The 17,345-nt window shown below is 60.0% G+C and carries 15 protein-coding genes; 7 read left to right on the forward strand and 8 right to left on the reverse strand.

The genetic code is table 11. The features are described from left to right. Nucleotides 1-80: 80 nt before the first annotated feature. Both ispA and AC1D19_RS21245 read right to left on the reverse strand, forming a co-directional pair. A complete protein-coding gene (gene ispA, locus AC1D19_RS21240; protein WP_218429751.1) occupies nt 81-968 on the reverse strand; it encodes a (2E,6E)-farnesyl diphosphate synthase in 888 nt (295 codons plus the stop codon). Continuing rightward, nucleotides 965-1,207 carry an exodeoxyribonuclease VII small subunit gene (locus tag AC1D19_RS21245; protein WP_007970180.1) on the reverse strand — a complete coding sequence of 81 codons (243 nt, stop codon included), beginning with the start codon at nt 1,205-1,207 and terminating at the stop codon, nt 965-967. The genes ispA and AC1D19_RS21245 overlap by 4 nt, the downstream gene beginning before the upstream one ends. A 368-nt stretch (nt 1,208-1,575) precedes the next feature. Here AC1D19_RS21245 and AC1D19_RS21250 point away from each other — a divergent pair, with 368 nt between their 5' ends. Genes AC1D19_RS21250 through AC1D19_RS21275 form a run of 6 tightly spaced genes read left to right on the forward strand, consistent with a single transcriptional unit; the run spans nt 1,576 to nt 11,747 of the window. After that, nucleotides 1,576-2,367, forward strand: a complete 792-nt coding sequence (locus AC1D19_RS21250; protein WP_477764463.1) for a YfaP family protein — start codon at nt 1,576-1,578, stop codon at nt 2,365-2,367. A 39-nt stretch (nt 2,368-2,406) separates the two neighbouring features. Then, entirely contained in the window at nt 2,407-4,119 is a 1,713-nt protein-coding gene (locus tag AC1D19_RS21255; protein ID WP_477764464.1) for a DUF2138 domain-containing protein, read from the forward strand. After that, entirely contained in the window at nt 4,116-4,754 is a 639-nt protein-coding gene (locus AC1D19_RS21260; protein ID WP_477764465.1) for a DUF1175 domain-containing protein, read from the forward strand. The genes AC1D19_RS21255 and AC1D19_RS21260 overlap by 4 nt, the downstream gene beginning before the upstream one ends. Next, nucleotides 4,751-9,310 carry an alpha-2-macroglobulin family protein gene (locus tag AC1D19_RS21265; protein ID WP_477764466.1) on the forward strand — a complete coding sequence of 1,520 codons (4,560 nt, stop codon included), beginning with the start codon at nt 4,751-4,753 and terminating at the stop codon, nt 9,308-9,310. Before AC1D19_RS21260 ends, AC1D19_RS21265 begins: the two co-directional genes overlap by 4 nt. Beyond that, the gene (locus tag AC1D19_RS21270) at nt 9,288-10,931 is read left to right on the forward strand and encodes a DUF2300 domain-containing protein (RefSeq protein ID WP_477764467.1); all 1,644 of its coding nucleotides are present in this window, start codon (nt 9,288-9,290) and stop codon (nt 10,929-10,931) included. The genes AC1D19_RS21265 and AC1D19_RS21270 overlap by 23 nt, the downstream gene beginning before the upstream one ends. 3 nt (nt 10,932-10,934) lie before the next feature. Next, on the forward strand, nt 10,935-11,747 hold the full coding sequence (locus tag AC1D19_RS21275; RefSeq protein ID WP_477764468.1) for a YfaP family protein: 813 nt from the start codon (nt 10,935-10,937) through the stop codon (nt 11,745-11,747). Nucleotides 11,748-11,815: 68 nt separating this feature from the next. On the opposite strand, the gene AC1D19_RS21280 is transcribed toward AC1D19_RS21275, so the two are convergent. Beyond that, complete coding sequence (locus AC1D19_RS21280; RefSeq protein ID WP_477764469.1) at nt 11,816-12,058, reverse strand: hypothetical protein; 243 nt, start codon at nt 12,056-12,058, stop codon at nt 11,816-11,818. Nucleotides 12,059-12,248: 190 nt separating this feature from the next. On the opposite strand from AC1D19_RS21280, the gene AC1D19_RS21285 reads away from it, so the two are divergent. Beyond that, on the forward strand, nt 12,249-13,262 hold the full coding sequence (locus tag AC1D19_RS21285; protein ID WP_477764470.1) for a PDDEXK nuclease domain-containing protein: 1,014 nt from the start codon (nt 12,249-12,251) through the stop codon (nt 13,260-13,262). Between the two features lie 305 nt (nt 13,263-13,567). Here the strand turns inward: AC1D19_RS21285 and AC1D19_RS21290 are convergent, their stop codons facing one another. The 5 genes from AC1D19_RS21290 to AC1D19_RS21310 form a co-directional block, all read right to left on the reverse strand. Continuing rightward, entirely contained in the window at nt 13,568-14,314 is a 747-nt protein-coding gene (locus AC1D19_RS21290; protein WP_477752883.1) for a LexA family transcriptional regulator, read from the reverse strand. A 229-nt stretch (nt 14,315-14,543) separates the two neighbouring features. Beyond that, nucleotides 14,544-15,071, reverse strand: coding sequence for an inorganic diphosphatase (gene ppa / locus AC1D19_RS21295; RefSeq protein WP_007894323.1), 528 nt, complete (start codon nt 15,069-15,071; stop codon nt 14,544-14,546). Nucleotides 15,072-15,184: 113 nt separating this feature from the next. Next, nucleotides 15,185-15,997: a M90 family metallopeptidase gene (locus tag AC1D19_RS21300; RefSeq protein ID WP_477764471.1), complete on the reverse strand. Its 813-nt coding sequence runs from the start codon at nt 15,995-15,997 to the stop codon at nt 15,185-15,187. Between the two features lie 4 nt (nt 15,998-16,001). Beyond that, nucleotides 16,002-16,658: a DedA family protein gene (locus AC1D19_RS21305; protein ID WP_477752885.1), complete on the reverse strand. Its 657-nt coding sequence runs from the start codon at nt 16,656-16,658 to the stop codon at nt 16,002-16,004. A 225-nt stretch (nt 16,659-16,883) separates the two neighbouring features. Beyond that, nucleotides 16,884-17,345, reverse strand: coding sequence for a GNAT family N-acetyltransferase (locus AC1D19_RS21310; protein WP_007990572.1), 462 nt, complete (start codon nt 17,343-17,345; stop codon nt 16,884-16,886).

Genomic DNA, 17,345 nt, shown 5'->3' on the forward strand with positions numbered 1-17,345 from the left:
TTATAGGTATAAAAGATGCGGCAGTTTACCTGATGCATCGGTCCCTGCCCACGCGTTGGTTTTTTTTGGCGGATTCGCCGTCAGCTGCGGCGATCGACGATATACCGGGCCAGATCGCGCAATGGCTCGGCCGCCGCGTCAAACGGTCGCAGTGCGTGCAGGGCCTGGTCGCGCAGCTCCAGGGCGTAGGCCTTGGCGGCGTCGAGGCCGAGCAGGGCCGGGTAGGTCGGTTTGTCCCGGGCAATGTCGGCGCCCTGGCGTTTGCCGAGGGTTTCGGTATCGCTTTCGACGTCGAGAATGTCGTCCTGGACCTGGAAGGCCAGGCCGATGGCCTGTGCATAAGTCTGCAGGGATTTGAGTTCGTCTTTCTCGGCACGGCCGCTGGCCAGGGCACCGAGCTTGACGCTGACCTCGATCAGCGCGCCGGTCTTGTGCCGGTGCATGTACTCCAGGGCTTTCTGGTCAAGTTTCAGGCCGACCGAGCCGAGGTCGATGGCCTGACCGCCGACCATGCCCGCCGGGCCTGCCGCCAGCGCCAGGGCGCTGACCATTTGCAAGCGGATTTCGGCATCCGACGCGCTCAGGCGTGGATCGAGCAGGGCGCTGAAGGCCAGGCTCTGCAAACCGTCGCCGGCGAGGATCGCGCAGGCTTCATCGAATTTCTTGTGGGTAGTGGGCTGGCCGCGGCGCAGATCGTCATCGTCCATCGCCGGCAAATCGTCATGCACCAGCGAATAGGCGTGGATCAGCTCCACGGCACAGGCTGCGCCGTTGGCTTGCTCGGCCTTGCCGCCCAACGCTTCGCACGCAGCGTAGGCCAGCAGTGGACGCACGCGTTTGCCGCCATTCATCACGCTGTAGCGCATGGCCTCATACAACCGCGCCAGTTCAGGGCTCGGCGCGATGAACAGGGTTTCCAGAGCCGCATTGACGCGGGCCTGGCTGGTGGCCGAGTACGCTGCAATCATTCTGGCTGATCCGCGTCGAAGGGTTCCTCGGCCAACTCGCCATCACGCTCGAGCAGCACTTGAACCTTTTGCTCGGCCTGGGCCAGCGCCGCCTGGCAATCGCGGGTCAGACCGATGCCTTGCTCGAAAGCGGCCAGCGAGTCCTCCAGCGACAATTCGCCATTCTCCAGACGCTCCACCAGCGTTTGCAGGTCGGCGAGGGACTGTTCGAAATCCAGTGCAGCTTTTTTGCGGGCCATGGCGGCGATTTCCGGTTGACGTTAAACCGGCGCGACACTAGCAGATAGGGGGTTCATGGGCAAATGAAGGGGGGATTCGAAAGCCTTGATTGTGGTTGCCACAAAGTTCGTGGCAACCAGACGATACGGATTATTCGGCTCACTTTATGAGCCGAATAACATAGCTATTCGGCTCACCGTCCACCCGTTACCGTGATTCCCACCGCAATTTCGGAGCCATTCGATTGTTAAAAAACAACCAACTGGCTAACCTTTGCGCCATCTACGACCCAATAGTCACGGGTCTTTCAGACGAAACGCAGTATTCACATCTGTAACGCGCCCAGGATCAGGCGCAAGGTTTCGTCATGCATGGCAGGAGGCGTCGCATGCGCTCATTTCTTTTGCTGCTGATCGGGTTGGCTATCGCGCCCGTGATTCTGGCCGCGCCGAATGCCGAGTTGTCGGAGCCGGTGGGTGGCTGGCGTTACAACGGTCTGCTGGACCGTAGCGAAAACCCGCAAGTCGCCTATCCCACGCCACCGATTGATAGAGGCGTGCAGCGCAACCGCACGATGATCGAAGGCCGCCTCAAGGCCCTCGGCACTCAGCGCGGGCCGCACACCTTGGCGGTCAATGGCAATCCGCTGAATCTCTATACCGACGAGCAAGGGCGTTTCGCCCGGCCGTACGCGTTTGGTGCCGGTTCCAACAGCGTCGAAATCCGCAGTGCCGAAGGCCAGTCGCTCAAGCGTGTTCAATTCTATGAAGCCAACAACCTGCGCACTCCGGCGAAGATTCGCGTGGTGCTGGGTTGGGACGATCCGAAGGCCGAACTCGACCTGCACATCGTCACGCCCGATGGCCAGCATGCCTTCTGGGCGCACCCGGCCTTGACCAACGGCGGCGGCCTCGACCCTGACGGCGTCGATGGCCCGGGTCCGGAAATGTTCACCATGACCGCACCGCTGCATGGCACCTATCTGGTTTACGTGAACTATTGGGGCAACTTCGGCAGCGGCGGCTATAACTTCGATGAGACAAGCAACCAGAACGAGGTGATTACCTCGCAGATCAACCTGGTGCTCAACGAAAACACCGTCGATGAAAAACGCGAGACGTTCCTCGTGCCCCTGCGCGCAATCGGCGACCTGCTGCTGGTCAAGACTTTCAACTACTAAGCATCCCCGCTCCACGGATGAACATCGGGTTTTGTGAACATGAGTGATAGCGCTGTTACTCCGGCCGCTGGCGCACCAGCGGCCAAACATTCCCTGCATTGGCCGACACTGCTGATCGGGATATGCCTGGTCGTCGTTGTGGCCGGTGGGTTGGGGTGGTTCATGCACAAGCCCAAGGCCCCGGCGCCTGCGTTGGCCAGTGACAAACTGGGCATGAGCCGCCCGGATGGCTTGCTGGAAACCCATTCCCTGAGCCAGTTGCCCAAGGACTTGCTGGCAGTGCCGTTTCTCAAGGAAACCCTGACCGAAGACTTCGTCTTCTATTACGAAAGCCATGCCGACCGCCTGGGGTTGATCGGCAGCTTGCGGCGGATCATCTACGAACATGACCTGAAACTGCAGGACACCTTGATCGAGCGGCTGTTCGATCAGCCTGCCGACGTAGCGTTGTGGCGCGGGGCGGATGGGCGGCTCAAGGATTTCCTGCTGGTGATGGATCGCGGCGGGCTGGCCAAGGTGCTGGAGCCGCTGGCCAAAGTGGCGCTGGACGACTCGCAGTTGAGCAAAGTCGCTGACGTGAAGGTCGGCACCGACGACGTGGCGCTCTATCAACTCAATTACAACGCCAGCAAGGCGCTGCTGTTTGCGTCCCATGGCGACAAACTGGTGGTGCTGTCCAACCCGGCGAAGCTCTACGATCCACAAAGCGGTGCAACGGAAGAATCGGGCAGCGTATCGACCACGGCCATTGCCGCGTTGCTCAATGGCGACAAACTGTTTCCCGAAGCTTTCGGCCTGCCGCCGCGTGCTCCGGAGGTGAAACAACGCCTGTCGGTCAATGCCAGTGTGCTGGCCATGGGGTATCAGCGCTTCATTCCGAATTTCGCTGGCCTGCGTTTCGACATGGACGACAAGGGCTGGCACAGCTTCCTGGCCATGGATGAACTGGAGAATCAGCCGGACTTCGATTTCAAGCCGATCTGGCAAGCCATGCCGATGGGCGCCAGCGCTTGCGTGGCGTTGCCGCTGGCTGCCGAACAACAGAAACCGCTGCTGGTGAAACTCGGTGCCGAGGAGAAGGTGGCTCAGGCGCTGACCGAACACATGGCCGGCGCGGCGGGCCTGTGCTGGTATGCCGATTCGCGGTTGTACACACCCTTACTGGTGGCCAGCCTCAACGATGATGGCGGCGGCAAACTCGATGGAGATTTGGGCAGTCTGTTCGGCTCGATGGTCGGTGCCTACGAGAGCAATGTCGAAGAAGGCGCCTTCCCGGTGGTGGAAAAACAGCAAGGCCAGAGCCATCAGTGGCAACGTCAGGTCAGCTCCAGTTTCGGTCCCTATACGGCCAAGGAAGCTCAAGATCCCGATGCCATCAGCGGCAAGGCGTTCATGCGCGTGAGCCTGGCGCGTCACGGTTCGATGCTGCTGTTTTCCCTCGATGACAAGCTGGTGGACAAGGCTCTTGGCACCCTCGACAAACGTTTCCCGCCAATGGCCGACGTGGTGCCCAAAGACCTGCTGATGCCGGTCTATTTCGGTCCGGAGTCCATGGCGCAACTGATGCAGCAGGAAACCCTCGACAGCCTGCCCCAGGACATGGAACCGGTGTTCTACAACGCCGCGCAAACCTACCTGATTCCGAAACTGCGCAAGCTCGGCGGCTACGGCAAATACGCTCTGACCTTGCCCGAAGGCAGCGAGCCCGACGGCCATTGGCAGTGGCTGCCGCTGGAGTGGAAAGCCCTGTGACGGCATTGATCCGAAGTCTCGGCCTGTTGGCGCTGTTGCTGAGCGCGGGTGCCCGCGCTGTCGAGACACCGCCGCTTGACCCACAGCAATCCCAGGTGTTTCGTGCCTGGTTCGTGCGCATCGCCCAGGAGCAACTGAGCCAGGGCCCGAGCCCCCGTTGGTATCAGCAAGACTGCGCCGGACTGGTGCGCTTCGCCGCTAACGAAGCGCTGAAAGTCCATGACGACAAATGGCTGCGCAGCAATGGCCTGTCCAATCGTTATCTGCCGCCGGAGTTGCAATTGAGCGATGCCCAGCGCGGTCTTGCCCAGCAATGGCAGCAGGGCGGCGGCAAAGTCGGGCCATACGTCAATGCGATCAAATTGATCCAGTTCAACAGCCATCTGGTCAGCCGCGATGTGGCTCAAGCACGCCCCGGCGACCTGATGTTTTTCGATCAGGGCGACGACCAGCACCTGATGATCTGGATGGGCCGCTACATTGCCTATCACACCGGCACCACCACACCCACCGACAACGGCATGCGTTCGGCAAGCCTGCAGCAACTCATGACATGGAAGGACACCCGATGGATACCCGACGCAGCCAACCCCAACTTCATCGGCGTCTATCGACTGAATTTTCTTTCCCAATGACCGGTGCCCGCATGCTGCGTTTTCTGTCTCTGATGTTGGTATTGGTGCTGCCTTTCTCGGCGGTTGATGCGGACGACTCGGTCCCGTCCAGCGGCTATGCACCAGTGGCCGGCGAGAGTTTTTTCCTGCTGGCCGACAGCAGCTTTGCCAGCGATGAACAGGCGATGGTGCGCCTCGAAGCGCCGGGTCGCGACTATCGCCGGTTTCGCATGGAGCCCTACGGTGGTGCCGACATTCGGGTGTATCGCATCGACAAGCCAATGGATTTTCTCAAGCGCCAGAAGAACCTGCATCGGGTGGTCAGCGATGGCCAGTTCAAAGGTGAAGGGCTGTCCAACACTCTCGCTTACCTGTGGGACAACTGGTATCGCAAATCCCGTCGGGTGATGCAGCGGGCGTTTTCCTACGAGTCGCGTAAACAAGTCACCGAGGAAGTGCCGGAGCTGAAAATGGGCGACGCGATGGCCGCGCCAACACCCTACGATGCGCAGCCGCAATTCGCGCTGATACCGGGTTTGCCGGTGGTCAGCCAGTTCCGTTATCCGTTGTGGCAGGCCAAGCCGATCCAGCCACCTGCAGGGGTGAACCTGGCCGGTTCTTCCAGTGAGTTCGTCAGCGTCGCGCCGGGCAACGTGTACATCCCGTTGGGCCATCTCAAACCGGGTCTTTATCTGGTGGAGGCGCTGATCGGCAAGTACCGCGCGACCACCATGGTGTTTGTCTCCAACACCGTGGCGGTGAGCAAGATTGCCGGTGACGAATTGCTGGTGTGGACTGCGCGCAAACACGAAGGCAGCTCGGTGCCGAAGGTCAATGTGCTGTGGACTGACGGCCTCGGCGTGATGAGCAGCGGCGCCACGGATGCCGATGGTTTGCTACGCCTGAAACACGTCAGCCCCGAGCGCTCGTTCGTGATCGGCGAAGACGAAGAGGGTGGGGTGTTCGTCTCCGAGAACTTCTACTACGACAGCGAAATCTATGACACCAAACTCTATGCCTTCACCGACCGGCCGCTGTATCGGCCGGGGGACTGGGTGTCGCTGAAAATCGTCGGGCGGGAGTTCAAGAATGCCCGGGATTCGGTGCAGCCCACCGCGGCCGACGTCAACGTGACCGTGCTCGATGCGACCGGCACGGCGCTGCAATCCCTCGATCTGAAACTCGATTCCAAGGCTGGCACTCAAGGCCGATTCCAGTTGCCCGATAACGCCGTGGCCGGTGGTTATGAACTGCGTTTCAACTACAAGGATCAGGCCTACAGCAGCGCCTTTCGTGTCGCTGAATACATCAAGCCGCACTTCGAGATTTCGCTCAATCTGGCCAAGCAGGATTATCGTACTGGCGAGCCGGTCAAGGGCAATCTGGTGCTGCTGTACCCGGACGGCAAGCCGGTGGCCAATGCGAAGTTGAGCCTGAGCCTACGCGCCCAGCAACTGTCGATGGTCGACAACGAACTGCAATACCTCGGGCAATTTCCGGTGGAGCTGACCAGCACCGAATTGACCACCGATGCCAAGGGCAACGCGTCCCTCGACTTGCCGGCTGCCGACAAACCGAGTCGCTACATGCTCACGGTGTTTGCCAGCGACGGTGCGGCGTATCGGGTCAAGACCACCAAGGAAATCCTCATCGACCGTGGCGCGGCGAATTTCCGCTTGAGCGCGCCTCGGCGTTTCAGCGCGGTGGGTGACAGGGTTGCCTTCAGCTACACCCGCGAAGGTGAGCAGGTCGATGCCGTTACGCCGGGCAGCTACGGCTGGGTACGCCTGGAAGACCAGAGCATCGGCGAAGGCAAACTCGCGGCAATCGACAAGGGGTTCACCCTGGCCTTTGACCGGCCGGGCACCTACAACCTGACGCTCAAGGATGATCATGGCCGGGTGGTCGGTGCCACCGGTCATTCGGTTACCGGCGAAGGTGTCAAAGCCGTACCCGGCACCGTGGAAATCGTCCTCGACAAGCCCGAGTACATAGCAGGTGATGAGGCGCTGGCGCTGATCACTTTCCCCGAGCCAGTGAGCGATGCGCTGCTGTCTCTGGAGCGCGATAAGGTCGAAGCCACTGCGTTACTTTCCAAAGGCGGCGACTGGCTGAAGATGGAAAAACTCAGCGATACCCAATACCGCGCGCGCATCCCGGTGAAGGACGGTTTCGCGCCGAACCTGACCTTCTCGGTGCTGTACACCAAGGGCGGCCAGTACAGTTTCCAGAACGCCGGCATCAAAGTGATTACGCCGCAGATCGACGTGGCCATCGCCACCGATAAAGAGACCTACCAGCCGGGCGAAACCGTCTCGGTGGACCTGACCACCCAATTCGCCGGCAAAGCGATTCCCGCGCACCTGACGGTCAGCGTGGTCGATGAAATGGTCTACGCGCTGCAACCGGAAGTCGCGCCGAGCATCGACCAGTTCTTCTATCACCCACGGCGTAACAACGTGCGCACCAGCGCCAGTTTGTCGTTCATCAGTTATGACGTCGCCCTGCCGGGCAGCCCCGGTGCACCGGGCAAAGCCAATCGCAGTGAGCGCGGCGTGAAAGTGCTGGAGCGACCGCGTCGCGAGGATGTCGACACGGCGGCGTGGCAACCTGAGTTGCTGACCGATGCCCAAGGCAAAACCCGCTTCACCTTCAAAATGCCCGACTCCCTGACCCGCTGGCGCATCACCGCCAGGGCCATCGCCGATGGTGGTCAGGTCGGGCAGAAGAAGCAATTCGTACGCTCGGAAAAACCGCTGTACCTGAAGTGGAGCGGCCCGACTCGATTCCGCGCCGGCGACAAACCGGACCTCGGCGTGTTCGCCTTCAGTCAGGCCGAGAAACCGGTCAAGGCCGAACTGGTGACTCGCTACGTCGGCAACGAACAGCGCGTGCCATTGACCTTGAACAGCGGCATCAATTACATCCCGTTGCCGGCGATTGAACTGGCCAACGGCGAGTGGAGCGCCGAGCTGGTGCAGGACGGCAAAACCGCTGACGCCCTGACGGTGCACCTGAGCGCGACCGGTGAAGGCTGGCAGGTGAGTCAAACCCAGAGCCTTGATGTGGGTGAGGGCGATACGCCGCTGACGTTGCCGACAGACGCCAGTGATATCCGCCTGCGTCTGGATGACAGTCCGCCAGCGTTGTTCCGTTCTGCCCTCGACGACCTGCTGAGCTACCCCTACGGTGGCGTCGAGCAGACCGCCAGTCGCCTGTTGCCGTTGAGCATCGCCTACCCGACGCTGGCGGCGAATCCGCAGATCCGCGATCGCCTGCGCCTGATCATGCAAAACAGTCGCTTGCGCCTGGTGCAAATGGCTGGCCCTTCGGCGTGTTTCACCTGGTGGGGCATGGACGGCGAGCCGGATGCGTTCCTCACCGCTTACGCCTATTACGCCGACTGGCATGCCAGCCAGGTGCTTGAACTGAGCCTGCCGCCGGAGCATTGGCAGCGGGTGCTGGAGGTCTACGCCAAGCAGGCGAAGAGCACGCCGCTGTTGCAGCGGGCGCTGATCCTGTCGTTTGCCCGACAGATGCAGTTACCGGTCAACACCTTGCTCAGTGGCTTGATGGACGACCTGGCGAAAGCGGGCGAGGGCACTGCCGCGAATCTGATGGAAGACGGCGAAGACAGCCTCGTCATGAGCGATCCGGATTCAGCCTTGGGGCTGGCGGCCGCACGGGTGCTGACGGCATCGCTGGCCAGGCAAGCGAAGGTCGCTTTGCCGGATGTGTTCAACCGGCAACTGGCCGACGCGCAGCAACGTCTGGCGGTCAGTTCCCAGCCGTTTGCCGAAGCGCTGAACCTGTCGCTGCAGCCCTTCGATCAGGCTCACGCTCAAGCGTTGTTGCAACGTTTGTTGCCGCAGCAATCGACCCTGGAGCGTGCGTTGGCGTTGACCTGGCTGCAACGCAGCATCGAGCAGGCATCGCCCACCATTGCATTGGCGCCGGGTGAAGGCTGGAAGAAGCAGTACGGGGTTTCTGGTGAGATGTATTGGACGTGGCAGGGGGCTGCGCCCGTGCCGACGGTATTGACGCTAAGCGGCGCGCAAGAGCGTCCGTTACGTGCTGCACTGAGCTACCGCAGCCAACAGCCGGCGGTCGATCCGATGGCCGTGACCATCACCCGTCGCCTGTCGCGACTGGTGCCGGGGGATGAAGCCTTCACCTTCAAACTCGAAGCGGTCGGCAATGCGCCACTGTCGAGCGATAACCTTTATCTCGACGAAGTGATCGTCACCAGCAAAGCCGCCAGACCGTTGCGTTACGGCATGCTGGAAGTGCCGCTGCCGCCGGGCGCCGATGTCGAGCGCACCACCTGGGGCATCAAGCTCATGGGCAAGGCCGACACCGAGCCAACAGCGCTGGAGAAGGCGCGTTTCGAACCGGGGCAAATGGCTTATGCCGTTCCGGTGGATGCCTTGAGTGGCGAGTTGCGCCTGCGGCACTTGGTGCGTTTCTCGCAGAAGGGGCAGTTCAACTTGCCGCCGGTGCGTTTCACTCAGGTTTATGCGCCGCAGCATCAGGCGCTTGAACAAAAGGCAGCCCTTGGCCAGGTTACGGTTCACTGACGTGCACAGGCTGCTGATAGGTGGGTTGCTGTGTTTGATCCCTGTGCTGGCAACGGCGCAGGACGAACCTTTGCGCCTGGCCTTCAAGGGCGACTTGTTTTCGTTGAGCCGAACGCAGGTGATCACCCGCGAACCGTTACCGCAGACCTTGCAGACGCCGCTGGGCAGTGTGTGGAAGTTGTTCGTCTACGCCTGGCTGGTGGACACCGGCGCGCGTGAGCCGGCTTATGAATGTCGCGGCCAGTCGAAGGAAGAGGTTTATTGCTGCACGGCGGGCGGCAGGATCGAGCGTGATCAGGCGTTGGTGAAGTCATGCGGTCTGTATTTCGAACCCGCGCGGCTGGGCATCACCGATGCAGATTGGCGAGCCTATTGGCAGACGCGGCAGGCGCCGCAATGGGTGCTGGATTTGCCTTCGTTGCAACCGGCTACCCGGGTTTCGGTGGCGGAACTGTTGAAGGTGCTGTCGGTACTGCCGGCACAGGATCAAGCCCGACGTGTATTGCTCGATGTGGTGCTCAATGCCGGCGATGGCCATGTCGTCGGCGAACTCGGAAGCCGTCTGCGGGTGAAGACCTGGAGCTGGTTGGCGGATCAGGATGCTGCGTTGCGTCAGGGCGGGTTTGCCGGTTGGACGGCGGATGGCGCATCGGTCTGGGCCGGAGGACGGGGCACCAGTCAGCGGGTACTGCGTGATTTCGCGCAGGCACTGTCTACGGTGATTCCCGCTTCATGGCCTGCGGATACAGGGAAATGCGTAGAGGTCGACCTGTTCTCGCGCTATCCACTTCGGCGCGTGCTGTCGGGGGGCAGTGTGGTGACTTCCGGAGCGTTGCAGGGAGACTACCGTGTTGAATTCGCCAACGGTAATGCGCTGGATATTCACAGCGACGGCGAACTATTCCTGCTCAACGACAAGCTCGTCGCCCGGCTGGATCGCGAAGAATACGTCGCCCGTGTTCTCCAGCGCGAAGCCAGTGCCGAACCGGTCGAAGCCGCCAAAGCCCTGGCCGTGGCCATCCGCACCTACCTGCTGCAAAACGCCACGCGCAGCGGTGACTGCCTGAGCATCGACGACAGCAGCAGCCGTCAGCGGGTCGCACCGCGTCCGGCGTCGTCCGGGTCTCGCGACATCGCCGCGTGGACCAGCGACCTGGTCCTGGCCGGCAGCACCGTCACCTACCATTCCGATCAACCCGGCCCGGACAAACTGTCCTGGCAGCAAGCCGTCGAACAGGCACGGGCCGGCCAGCGTTACGACGCCATCTTGCTGCACGCCTACCCACGCGCCAGTCTGAGCCGCTGGGACAACCCGGTCGCGTCCTGCGAAGCGTTGCCCGTCGCACAAGAATGGCTGCAGAAACAACGGCGCGGCTGGCGCCCAAAGCTTGAAAGCGAAACCGGCTACAACGAAGTCAGCACCTTCGCCGTATGCCGCCTGGCCTTCGGCCGCCCCTATGTCGACCGCGAACGTCAGCGCATCTACGTACGCGGCGCGCAGACGCTGCAAGAACGCCTCGACCTGACCCACGAATACCTGCACCTGGCCTTCGAAGCACACCCCAACGGCCAGGATGAAACCTACATCGAAGGGCTCGCCCGCCACCTCTTGCTGGAATAGGCCATGAAACTCCGTTATCCACAGGTCTTGCTGTTGCTCTGTTCGCTGGTGGCGTTGCCATCGGTGATGGCGGCTGACAGCGTCAAACTCGATACCCCCGCAGGCGGTTGGCGCACCGGCGCGCCTGAGGGCGAAGGGGAAAGCTTCCGGCAGACCGTCAACTACCCGGCCTCGTCGGTGAATACCCCGGCAGGGCAGGGCAACACCGCTCGCATCAGCGGGCAGATCAAAGCCACACCGAAGTCGACAGAGCCCGGCCGGCTGATCGTCAACGGGGTGAGCATGCCGCTGAAAATCGACCCGGCCGGCCGCTTCGATCGCCCGTTCTCATTCCCCAACGGCAGCAACAGCGTCGAAGTACGCAGCCCTGATGGCCAACAACGTCACCGCACGCAATTTCTCAACCGCAGCGGCGGTGCGACCCCGGCCAAGTTGCGCGTTTTGCTGTCGTGGGACAGCGATAACACCGACCTCGACCTGCACCTGATCACCCCTGACGGCGCCCACATCTGGTACGGCGACCGCGTCGCCCCCAACGGCGCAGCGCTCGACGTCGACGTCACCACCGGCTACGGCCCGGAGATCTTCGCCATGCCCGCGCCAATCAAGGGGCAATATCTGGTCTATGTGAACTACTTTGGCGGTGGCTACAGCAGTGATGAAGAGGGGCAGGAAGACGCGGTGCAAGCGCTGACCACGGCGCAGGTGACGGTGATTACCGAGGAAGGCACGCCGAGCGAGAAGATGGAGACGTTCCTGGTGCCGATGCGTGCGGTGGGGGAGTTGACGTTGGTGAAGTCATTCAGCTATCCGTGAGGTTGAGGTACAACTTGCGCAGGGTTTGCACACGATTGCGCCCGTGATCCTTGGCGCCATGTAGGGTTTCATCTGCCTGTGAAAGCAGGCTCGAAAGGTCGTAGCCCGACTCGCGGTTGAAAACGAGCGGGACAATATCGACCCCGCCAACTGATCAGCACCACACCCAGCGCCGCCAGCAGCATCATTGCACCCAGATAAGCCAGAGGAAACTCGCGGGTTTCACGCCACCAGGCATGACAGGTCAACAAACCCATCAGAATGAAAACGAAGACCGAGACTACCAGCAGGGTCGGGATGTGCAGATCCATTGCGTAGGTTCCCGTTGAGCTTGAAAGCGAAGTCCGACCGGCAGAGCATCTTCCGGGGTAAGGGGAGCGGTTTTTGGACGGGATAGAGGCTTGTTAGCGTTGTTTCATGCAGACATACATTGTGAATGTTCCTGCGTCGGTATCAGGAGTAATTGAAAGGGCTCTCCCACTTACATGGAAATGCCCTGACGTGAATGATCTTCCTGGCAATACCTCTCTCGATTCAGCTTTCAGCGAAATTACCCAACTGATTGTGACCGCGCGACAACGCGCCATGCAGGCGGTCAACACAGAGCTGATTGAGCTGCACTGGCAGGTTGGGGCCTACATTAGTCGCAAGATTGAAGCGGCGGAGTGGGGTGACGGGGTGGTGGCTCGATTGGCCACTCATCTCGTTCGTACTCAGCCCGGACTGCGGGGCTTTACCCGGCCTAATTTGTTTCGTATGCGTCAATTTTTCGAAGCGTACAGGCATGACGTAAAAGTCTCAGCACTGCTGAGACAATTGCCCTGGACACACAACATGATCATCCTCAACCAGAGCAAACATCCGGAGGAGCGTGAGTTTTACCTGCGCATGGCAATCCAGGAAAAGTGGTCGAGCCGCGAACTGGAGCGTCAGTTCAAGGCGGCTCTGTTTGAGCGTTCAGTGGTCAGCCCGGCAAAAGTGTCAGCACCGCTGCGACAAATTCATCTCCAGGCCCTGGATGTGTTCAAGGATACCTATGTGGTCGAGTTTCTGGCTCTGGAGCGTGGACATGCAGAGACAGACTTGCATGGAGGCCTGCTGCACAAGCTCAGGGACTTTCTGATCGAACTGGGCAGGGACTTCTGCTTTGTGGGTTCGCAATATCCGTTGCAGGTAGGTGGGCGTGACTTTGCGCTGGATCTGTTGTTTTTCCACCGTGGGCTGAACTGCCTGGTGGCGATCGAACTCAAGGTCGGGCGCTTTGAGCCGGAATACCTGGGGAAGATGGATTTTTATCTTGAAGCGTTGGACCGCAATGTCCGCAAACCACATGAAAACCCGGCGCTCGGCGTATTGCTGTGCGCGAGCAAAGAGGACGAAATCGTCGAGTACGCCCTGAACCGCTCACTGTCGCCTGCCTTGATCGCGGAGTACCACACCCAATTGCCAGACAAGAAACTGTTGCAAGCCAAACTGCAGGAGTTTTATGCGCTGAATGCTGAAGGCGTTGAGTGATTTTTGTCGTTGATCATTTTCTTTCAGGCATTAAAAAGCCGGCTTGTGGCCGGCTTCTCGGGGACTGGCTTGGATCATTTTTGGTAAACCGCGCCAGCCTTCAAAACGTACACCCGGATCTTGCGTCCGGCTGTGGGACCTGGTGAGAAAGTCATCTGTCAGGTCAGTGCATCTGAGCCGCAAGGCGGGTCGATGCGCAAATGTGGGGCGCAGCATACGCAGGTTTGACGCAAATTCCCAGCGGGAAGTGCCGGGCAGAGCCGTTTGGCCGCCCGGGTGGGCGGCCGATGGGCGTTCTGGAGCGCTTAAAGAAACGGCAGCGCCGGCCGCCGTTTGTTCAGGGTCGACCACCAGAACACCCAGCCCAGCACCCTGATGTTCTGCTCTTCGATTTGGGCGGGTCTGAAGATTTCATCCGGGTATTCGGCGCGGTTGTGGCTGCGCAGTCGCAGGGAGTTGCCCGGTAGTCGGTGCAGGTACTTGATGCGCAGCATGCCGTCATGTTCGATGGCGTAGATCTCGCCATCGACAATCTGGGTCAGGCCACGGTCAATCGCCAGGGTCGAACCGTCTTCAATTTTCTCGCCCATGCTATTGCCGCTCATAAGGGCGCAGATGGCGTCGGCGTGGTTGATTTCCAGGGAATCGAGGTGGCTGCGGGGCAGGCGGATGGATTTCTCGGGGTCTTCTATAACGTGGGTTATGTTGGAACCCGGGGCGGTGACAGCTTCTTTGAGGAATGGCAGTTCGACGTCGACAGGCTCGATGACTGTATAGACACCGCGGATGGTCTGGGCATCGAAGATGTTGCCGGAGTCTTCGAGCAGGCGCAGGTGCTGGGCATCTTTCGAGCCTTCGCCGGTTTTCAGCCAGTCGCTGCTGACGGAGAGTTTTCTGGCGACTTCTTCCATGCAATGGGCGGGCACACCGCGGGTGTACCAGTTATGTACATTTTGCGGAGCCGTATCCAGGAATTCGGCAAATCCGGTGGTCGTGATGTTCGCTGCTTCGAGGAGAGCCTTGAAGCGTGGGCCGCTAGTGTTCTTTTTCATGAACGCGAGTCTACTGGCGGCTAACAAGGGTTTGAATAAACGCCTCGTTCAAATTTCGCGGGAAATTTACGACGGGATGTAAGACGCTCTTGGGGAATTTTAAACAAGTAAAAACCAAGATCGAGCAGGGTTAAACGTTATGTTTAGCGCACTTATCAAGCGCCCACAAAAAACCCTGGTTCAACCAGGGTTTTTCTTGAAGCTTGTCGCTTGAAGCTCGCGGCCGCTCTTAACCTTTATAGGCAGCAACCGACTTGGTGATCGCGTCGCGGGCGGCGTCTGCGCCGGCCCAGCCTTCGATCTTCACCCATTTGCCTTTTTCGAGATCTTTGTAGTTCGCGAAGAAGTGCTCGATCTGCTGGATCAGCAGCGCTGGCAGGTCGGTGTATTCCTTCACGTCGACGTACAGCTGGGACAGCTTGTCGTGTGGGACTGCGATGACCTTGGCATCGCCGCCGCCATCGTCGGTCATGTTCAGGATGCCGACCGGACGAGCGCGGATCACCGAACCTGGAGCAACCGGGTAAGGGGTTACAACCAGCACGTCGAGGGGATCACCGTCGTCAGCCAGGGTGTTCGGGATGTAACCGTAGTTGGCCGGGTAGAACATTGGGGTGGCCATGAAACGGTCAACGAACAGGCAATCGCTGTCTTTGTCGATTTCGTATTTGATCGGCGCGTGGTTGGCCGGAATCTCGATCGCGACGTAGATGTCGTTCGGCAGGTCTTTGCCAGCCGGAATCTTGCTGTAGCTCATTGGGCGTTGCCCCCGTTAGTTGACCAAAAACACTTGGCCGGATTGACCAAAAAGTGGCGGCGATTATAGGCATATTCCTGGATCGACGCCACGCACCAGAAGTCGTATGGCGCTCACTGGTGTGCCTGATAGACAGGGTCATGCGCCTTTAGTTGCTTCAACCTCGCCAGAGGGTCCTGGCGATAGAACAACTTCAGCTGCTGGTACACCTGTGGATAAGCCTCGTGCAGCAAATCCGGGGCGCTGAAGAAGTATTCGCTGGTGACGGCGAAGAACTCGGCAGGGTTTTCCGCGGCATACGGGTCGATAGCAGTTTCGGCATCGGGATTGCGTTCCAGTTGCCGGTCGAGGTCGTCGTAGGCCTCTTGCATGACGTTGGCCCAGTCGCTGACGCGCATGTCGGCATGCAACGGCGGCAGGCCGTTGGCGACGCCATTGAGCATGTCGAGTTTGTGCGCCAGTTCGTGGATCACCAGGTTGTAGCCTTCCCAGCCTCCGCTGGCCATTACGCCGGGCCAGGCGAGGATGATCGGGCCTTGTTGCCAGGCTTCACCGCTGTGTTCTCCGTCCCATTCGTGCTCGACGCCGCTGGCATCGCGATGGCGCTGGGGGCTGAGGAAGTCGTCGGGGTAGAGAATGATTTCGTGGAAGCCCTGATACCAGTTCAGGTCGCCGAGGTGCAGCAGCGGCAGTTGCGCCTGGGCTGCGAGCAGCAAGCGTTGTTCCTGATGCAGTTCGACACCGGGCAGGGCGCTCAGGTGCTTGTCTTCGAGGAACAGCACGCAGGCTTCGCGCAGCCATTGGTCTTCGGCGGCGCTGAGGCCATCGAGAAAACTCAGGTGATGGCGCACCCGTTGCCACATGTCATCGGCAATCGGGTGCTTTGCCAAGGTGCGCCGGCGACGCCAGGCGCTCAGGGACCACATCGTGTCAGCGCGATTCGGCTTTGGAGTTCGAACCTGCAAGGCGGTTACGTACCATGCCAATGATCATTGGCACCAACGACAACAGGATGATGCCGACTACCAGCAGCGACAGGTTCTTCTTGATGAACGGTACGTTGCCGAAGAAGTAACCGAGCGTCACCAGCCCGCCGACCCACAGGACAGTGCCAAAGACGCTGAAGGCGAAGAACCGCGGATAAGGCATTTTCCCAACACCGGCGACGAATGGTGCAAAGGTGCGGATGATCGGCATGAAGCGCGCCAGAGTCACGGTTTTGCCGCCATGCTTGTCGTAGAAGTCGTGGGTTTGTTGCAGGTAGTCACGACGGAAGATCTTCGAATTCGGATTGCTGAACAGTTTTTCACCCGCCGTTCGTCCGATGATGTAGTTGGTGCTGTCGCCCAGAATCGCCGCCAGCATCAGCAGGCCGCCGAGCAGTACCGGGTCCATGCCGCCACCGGCCGCCACGGCACCGGCGATGAACAGCAGGGAGTCGCCCGGCAGGAAGGGCATGACCACCAGGCCGGTTTCACAAAAGATCACCATAAACAGGATGGCGTAGATCCATGCCCCGTAGTTGGTTACAAGCATGTCGAGGTAGACGTCGAGATGCAGGACGATGTCGATCGGGTTGAAATCCATGGAAAGCACCTGTGGTAACGGCCCGACTCAGCAGGCCTGTGCGGATGACTTCGCGTAAGACTACGGATAAGGGTAGTTTTTCTTACAAGCCGGGGAGTTCGGGATTATACGAGGCGAGAGGTGAAAATCGCGTCGAGATTGTAGCGGGGAATGTCATGACAAGACCGATGGCTTGATACCGAACCTGTGGGAGCGAGCCTGCTCGCTCCCACAGGTGCAGGTGATTCAGAGTTCGTCGCTGATCGGCAGCACATAGTTCTTGAATTCGGTGTCTTCCTTGAATCCGATGGACTCATAGGTTTTCTGCGCGACTTCGTTGTTGCTGCTGGTGGAAACACGCATGCGCACGGCATTGGTTTCCTTGGCCATTTTTTTTGCGGTGCGGATCAGGTTGTCGGCCACCAACTGGCGGCGGGCGTCCTCGGCGACATAAATATCGTTGAGGATCCACACGCGTTTGAGCGAAAGCGAGGAGAAACTCGGGTAAAGCTGACAGAAACCCATCAGTTTGTTGCTGTCGTCATCGGACAACGCCAGGTAGATCACCGACTCTTTGCGACGCAGGCGTTTTTCGAGGAACGCCCGGGACGAGTCCGGATACGGCAGGGAGCCATAAAACTCGCGATATTTGACGAACAACGGGGTCAGCAGGTCCAGGTGTTCGAGGGTCGCTTGAATAATCCGCAT

Source organism: Pseudomonas sp. P1_C12 (assembly GCF_056406435.1).

Coding starts and splice junctions, on each gene's coding strand:
- ispA (WP_218429751.1), bottom strand. CDS start 968: ATGATTGCAGCGTACTCGGCCACCAGCCAGGCCCGCGTCAATGCGGCT.
- AC1D19_RS21245 (WP_007970180.1), bottom strand. CDS start 1,207: ATGGCCCGCAAAAAAGCTGCACTGGATTTCGAACAGTCCCTCGCCGAC.
- AC1D19_RS21250 (WP_477764463.1), top strand. CDS start 1,576: ATGCGCTCATTTCTTTTGCTGCTGATCGGGTTGGCTATCGCGCCCGTG.
- AC1D19_RS21255 (WP_477764464.1), top strand. CDS start 2,407: ATGAGTGATAGCGCTGTTACTCCGGCCGCTGGCGCACCAGCGGCCAAA.
- AC1D19_RS21265 (WP_477764466.1), top strand. CDS start 4,751: ATGACCGGTGCCCGCATGCTGCGTTTTCTGTCTCTGATGTTGGTATTG.
- AC1D19_RS21275 (WP_477764468.1), top strand. CDS start 10,935: ATGAAACTCCGTTATCCACAGGTCTTGCTGTTGCTCTGTTCGCTGGTG.
- AC1D19_RS21280 (WP_477764469.1), bottom strand. CDS start 12,058: ATGGATCTGCACATCCCGACCCTGCTGGTAGTCTCGGTCTTCGTTTTC.
- AC1D19_RS21290 (WP_477752883.1), bottom strand. CDS start 14,314: ATGAAAAAGAACACTAGCGGCCCACGCTTCAAGGCTCTCCTCGAAGCA.
- ppa (WP_007894323.1), bottom strand. CDS start 15,071: ATGAGCTACAGCAAGATTCCGGCTGGCAAAGACCTGCCGAACGACATC.
- AC1D19_RS21300 (WP_477764471.1), bottom strand. CDS start 15,997: ATGTGGTCCCTGAGCGCCTGGCGTCGCCGGCGCACCTTGGCAAAGCAC.
- AC1D19_RS21305 (WP_477752885.1), bottom strand. CDS start 16,658: ATGGATTTCAACCCGATCGACATCGTCCTGCATCTCGACGTCTACCTC.
- AC1D19_RS21310 (WP_007990572.1), bottom strand. CDS start 17,345: ATGCGGATTATTCAAGCGACCCTCGAACACCTGGACCTGCTGACCCCG.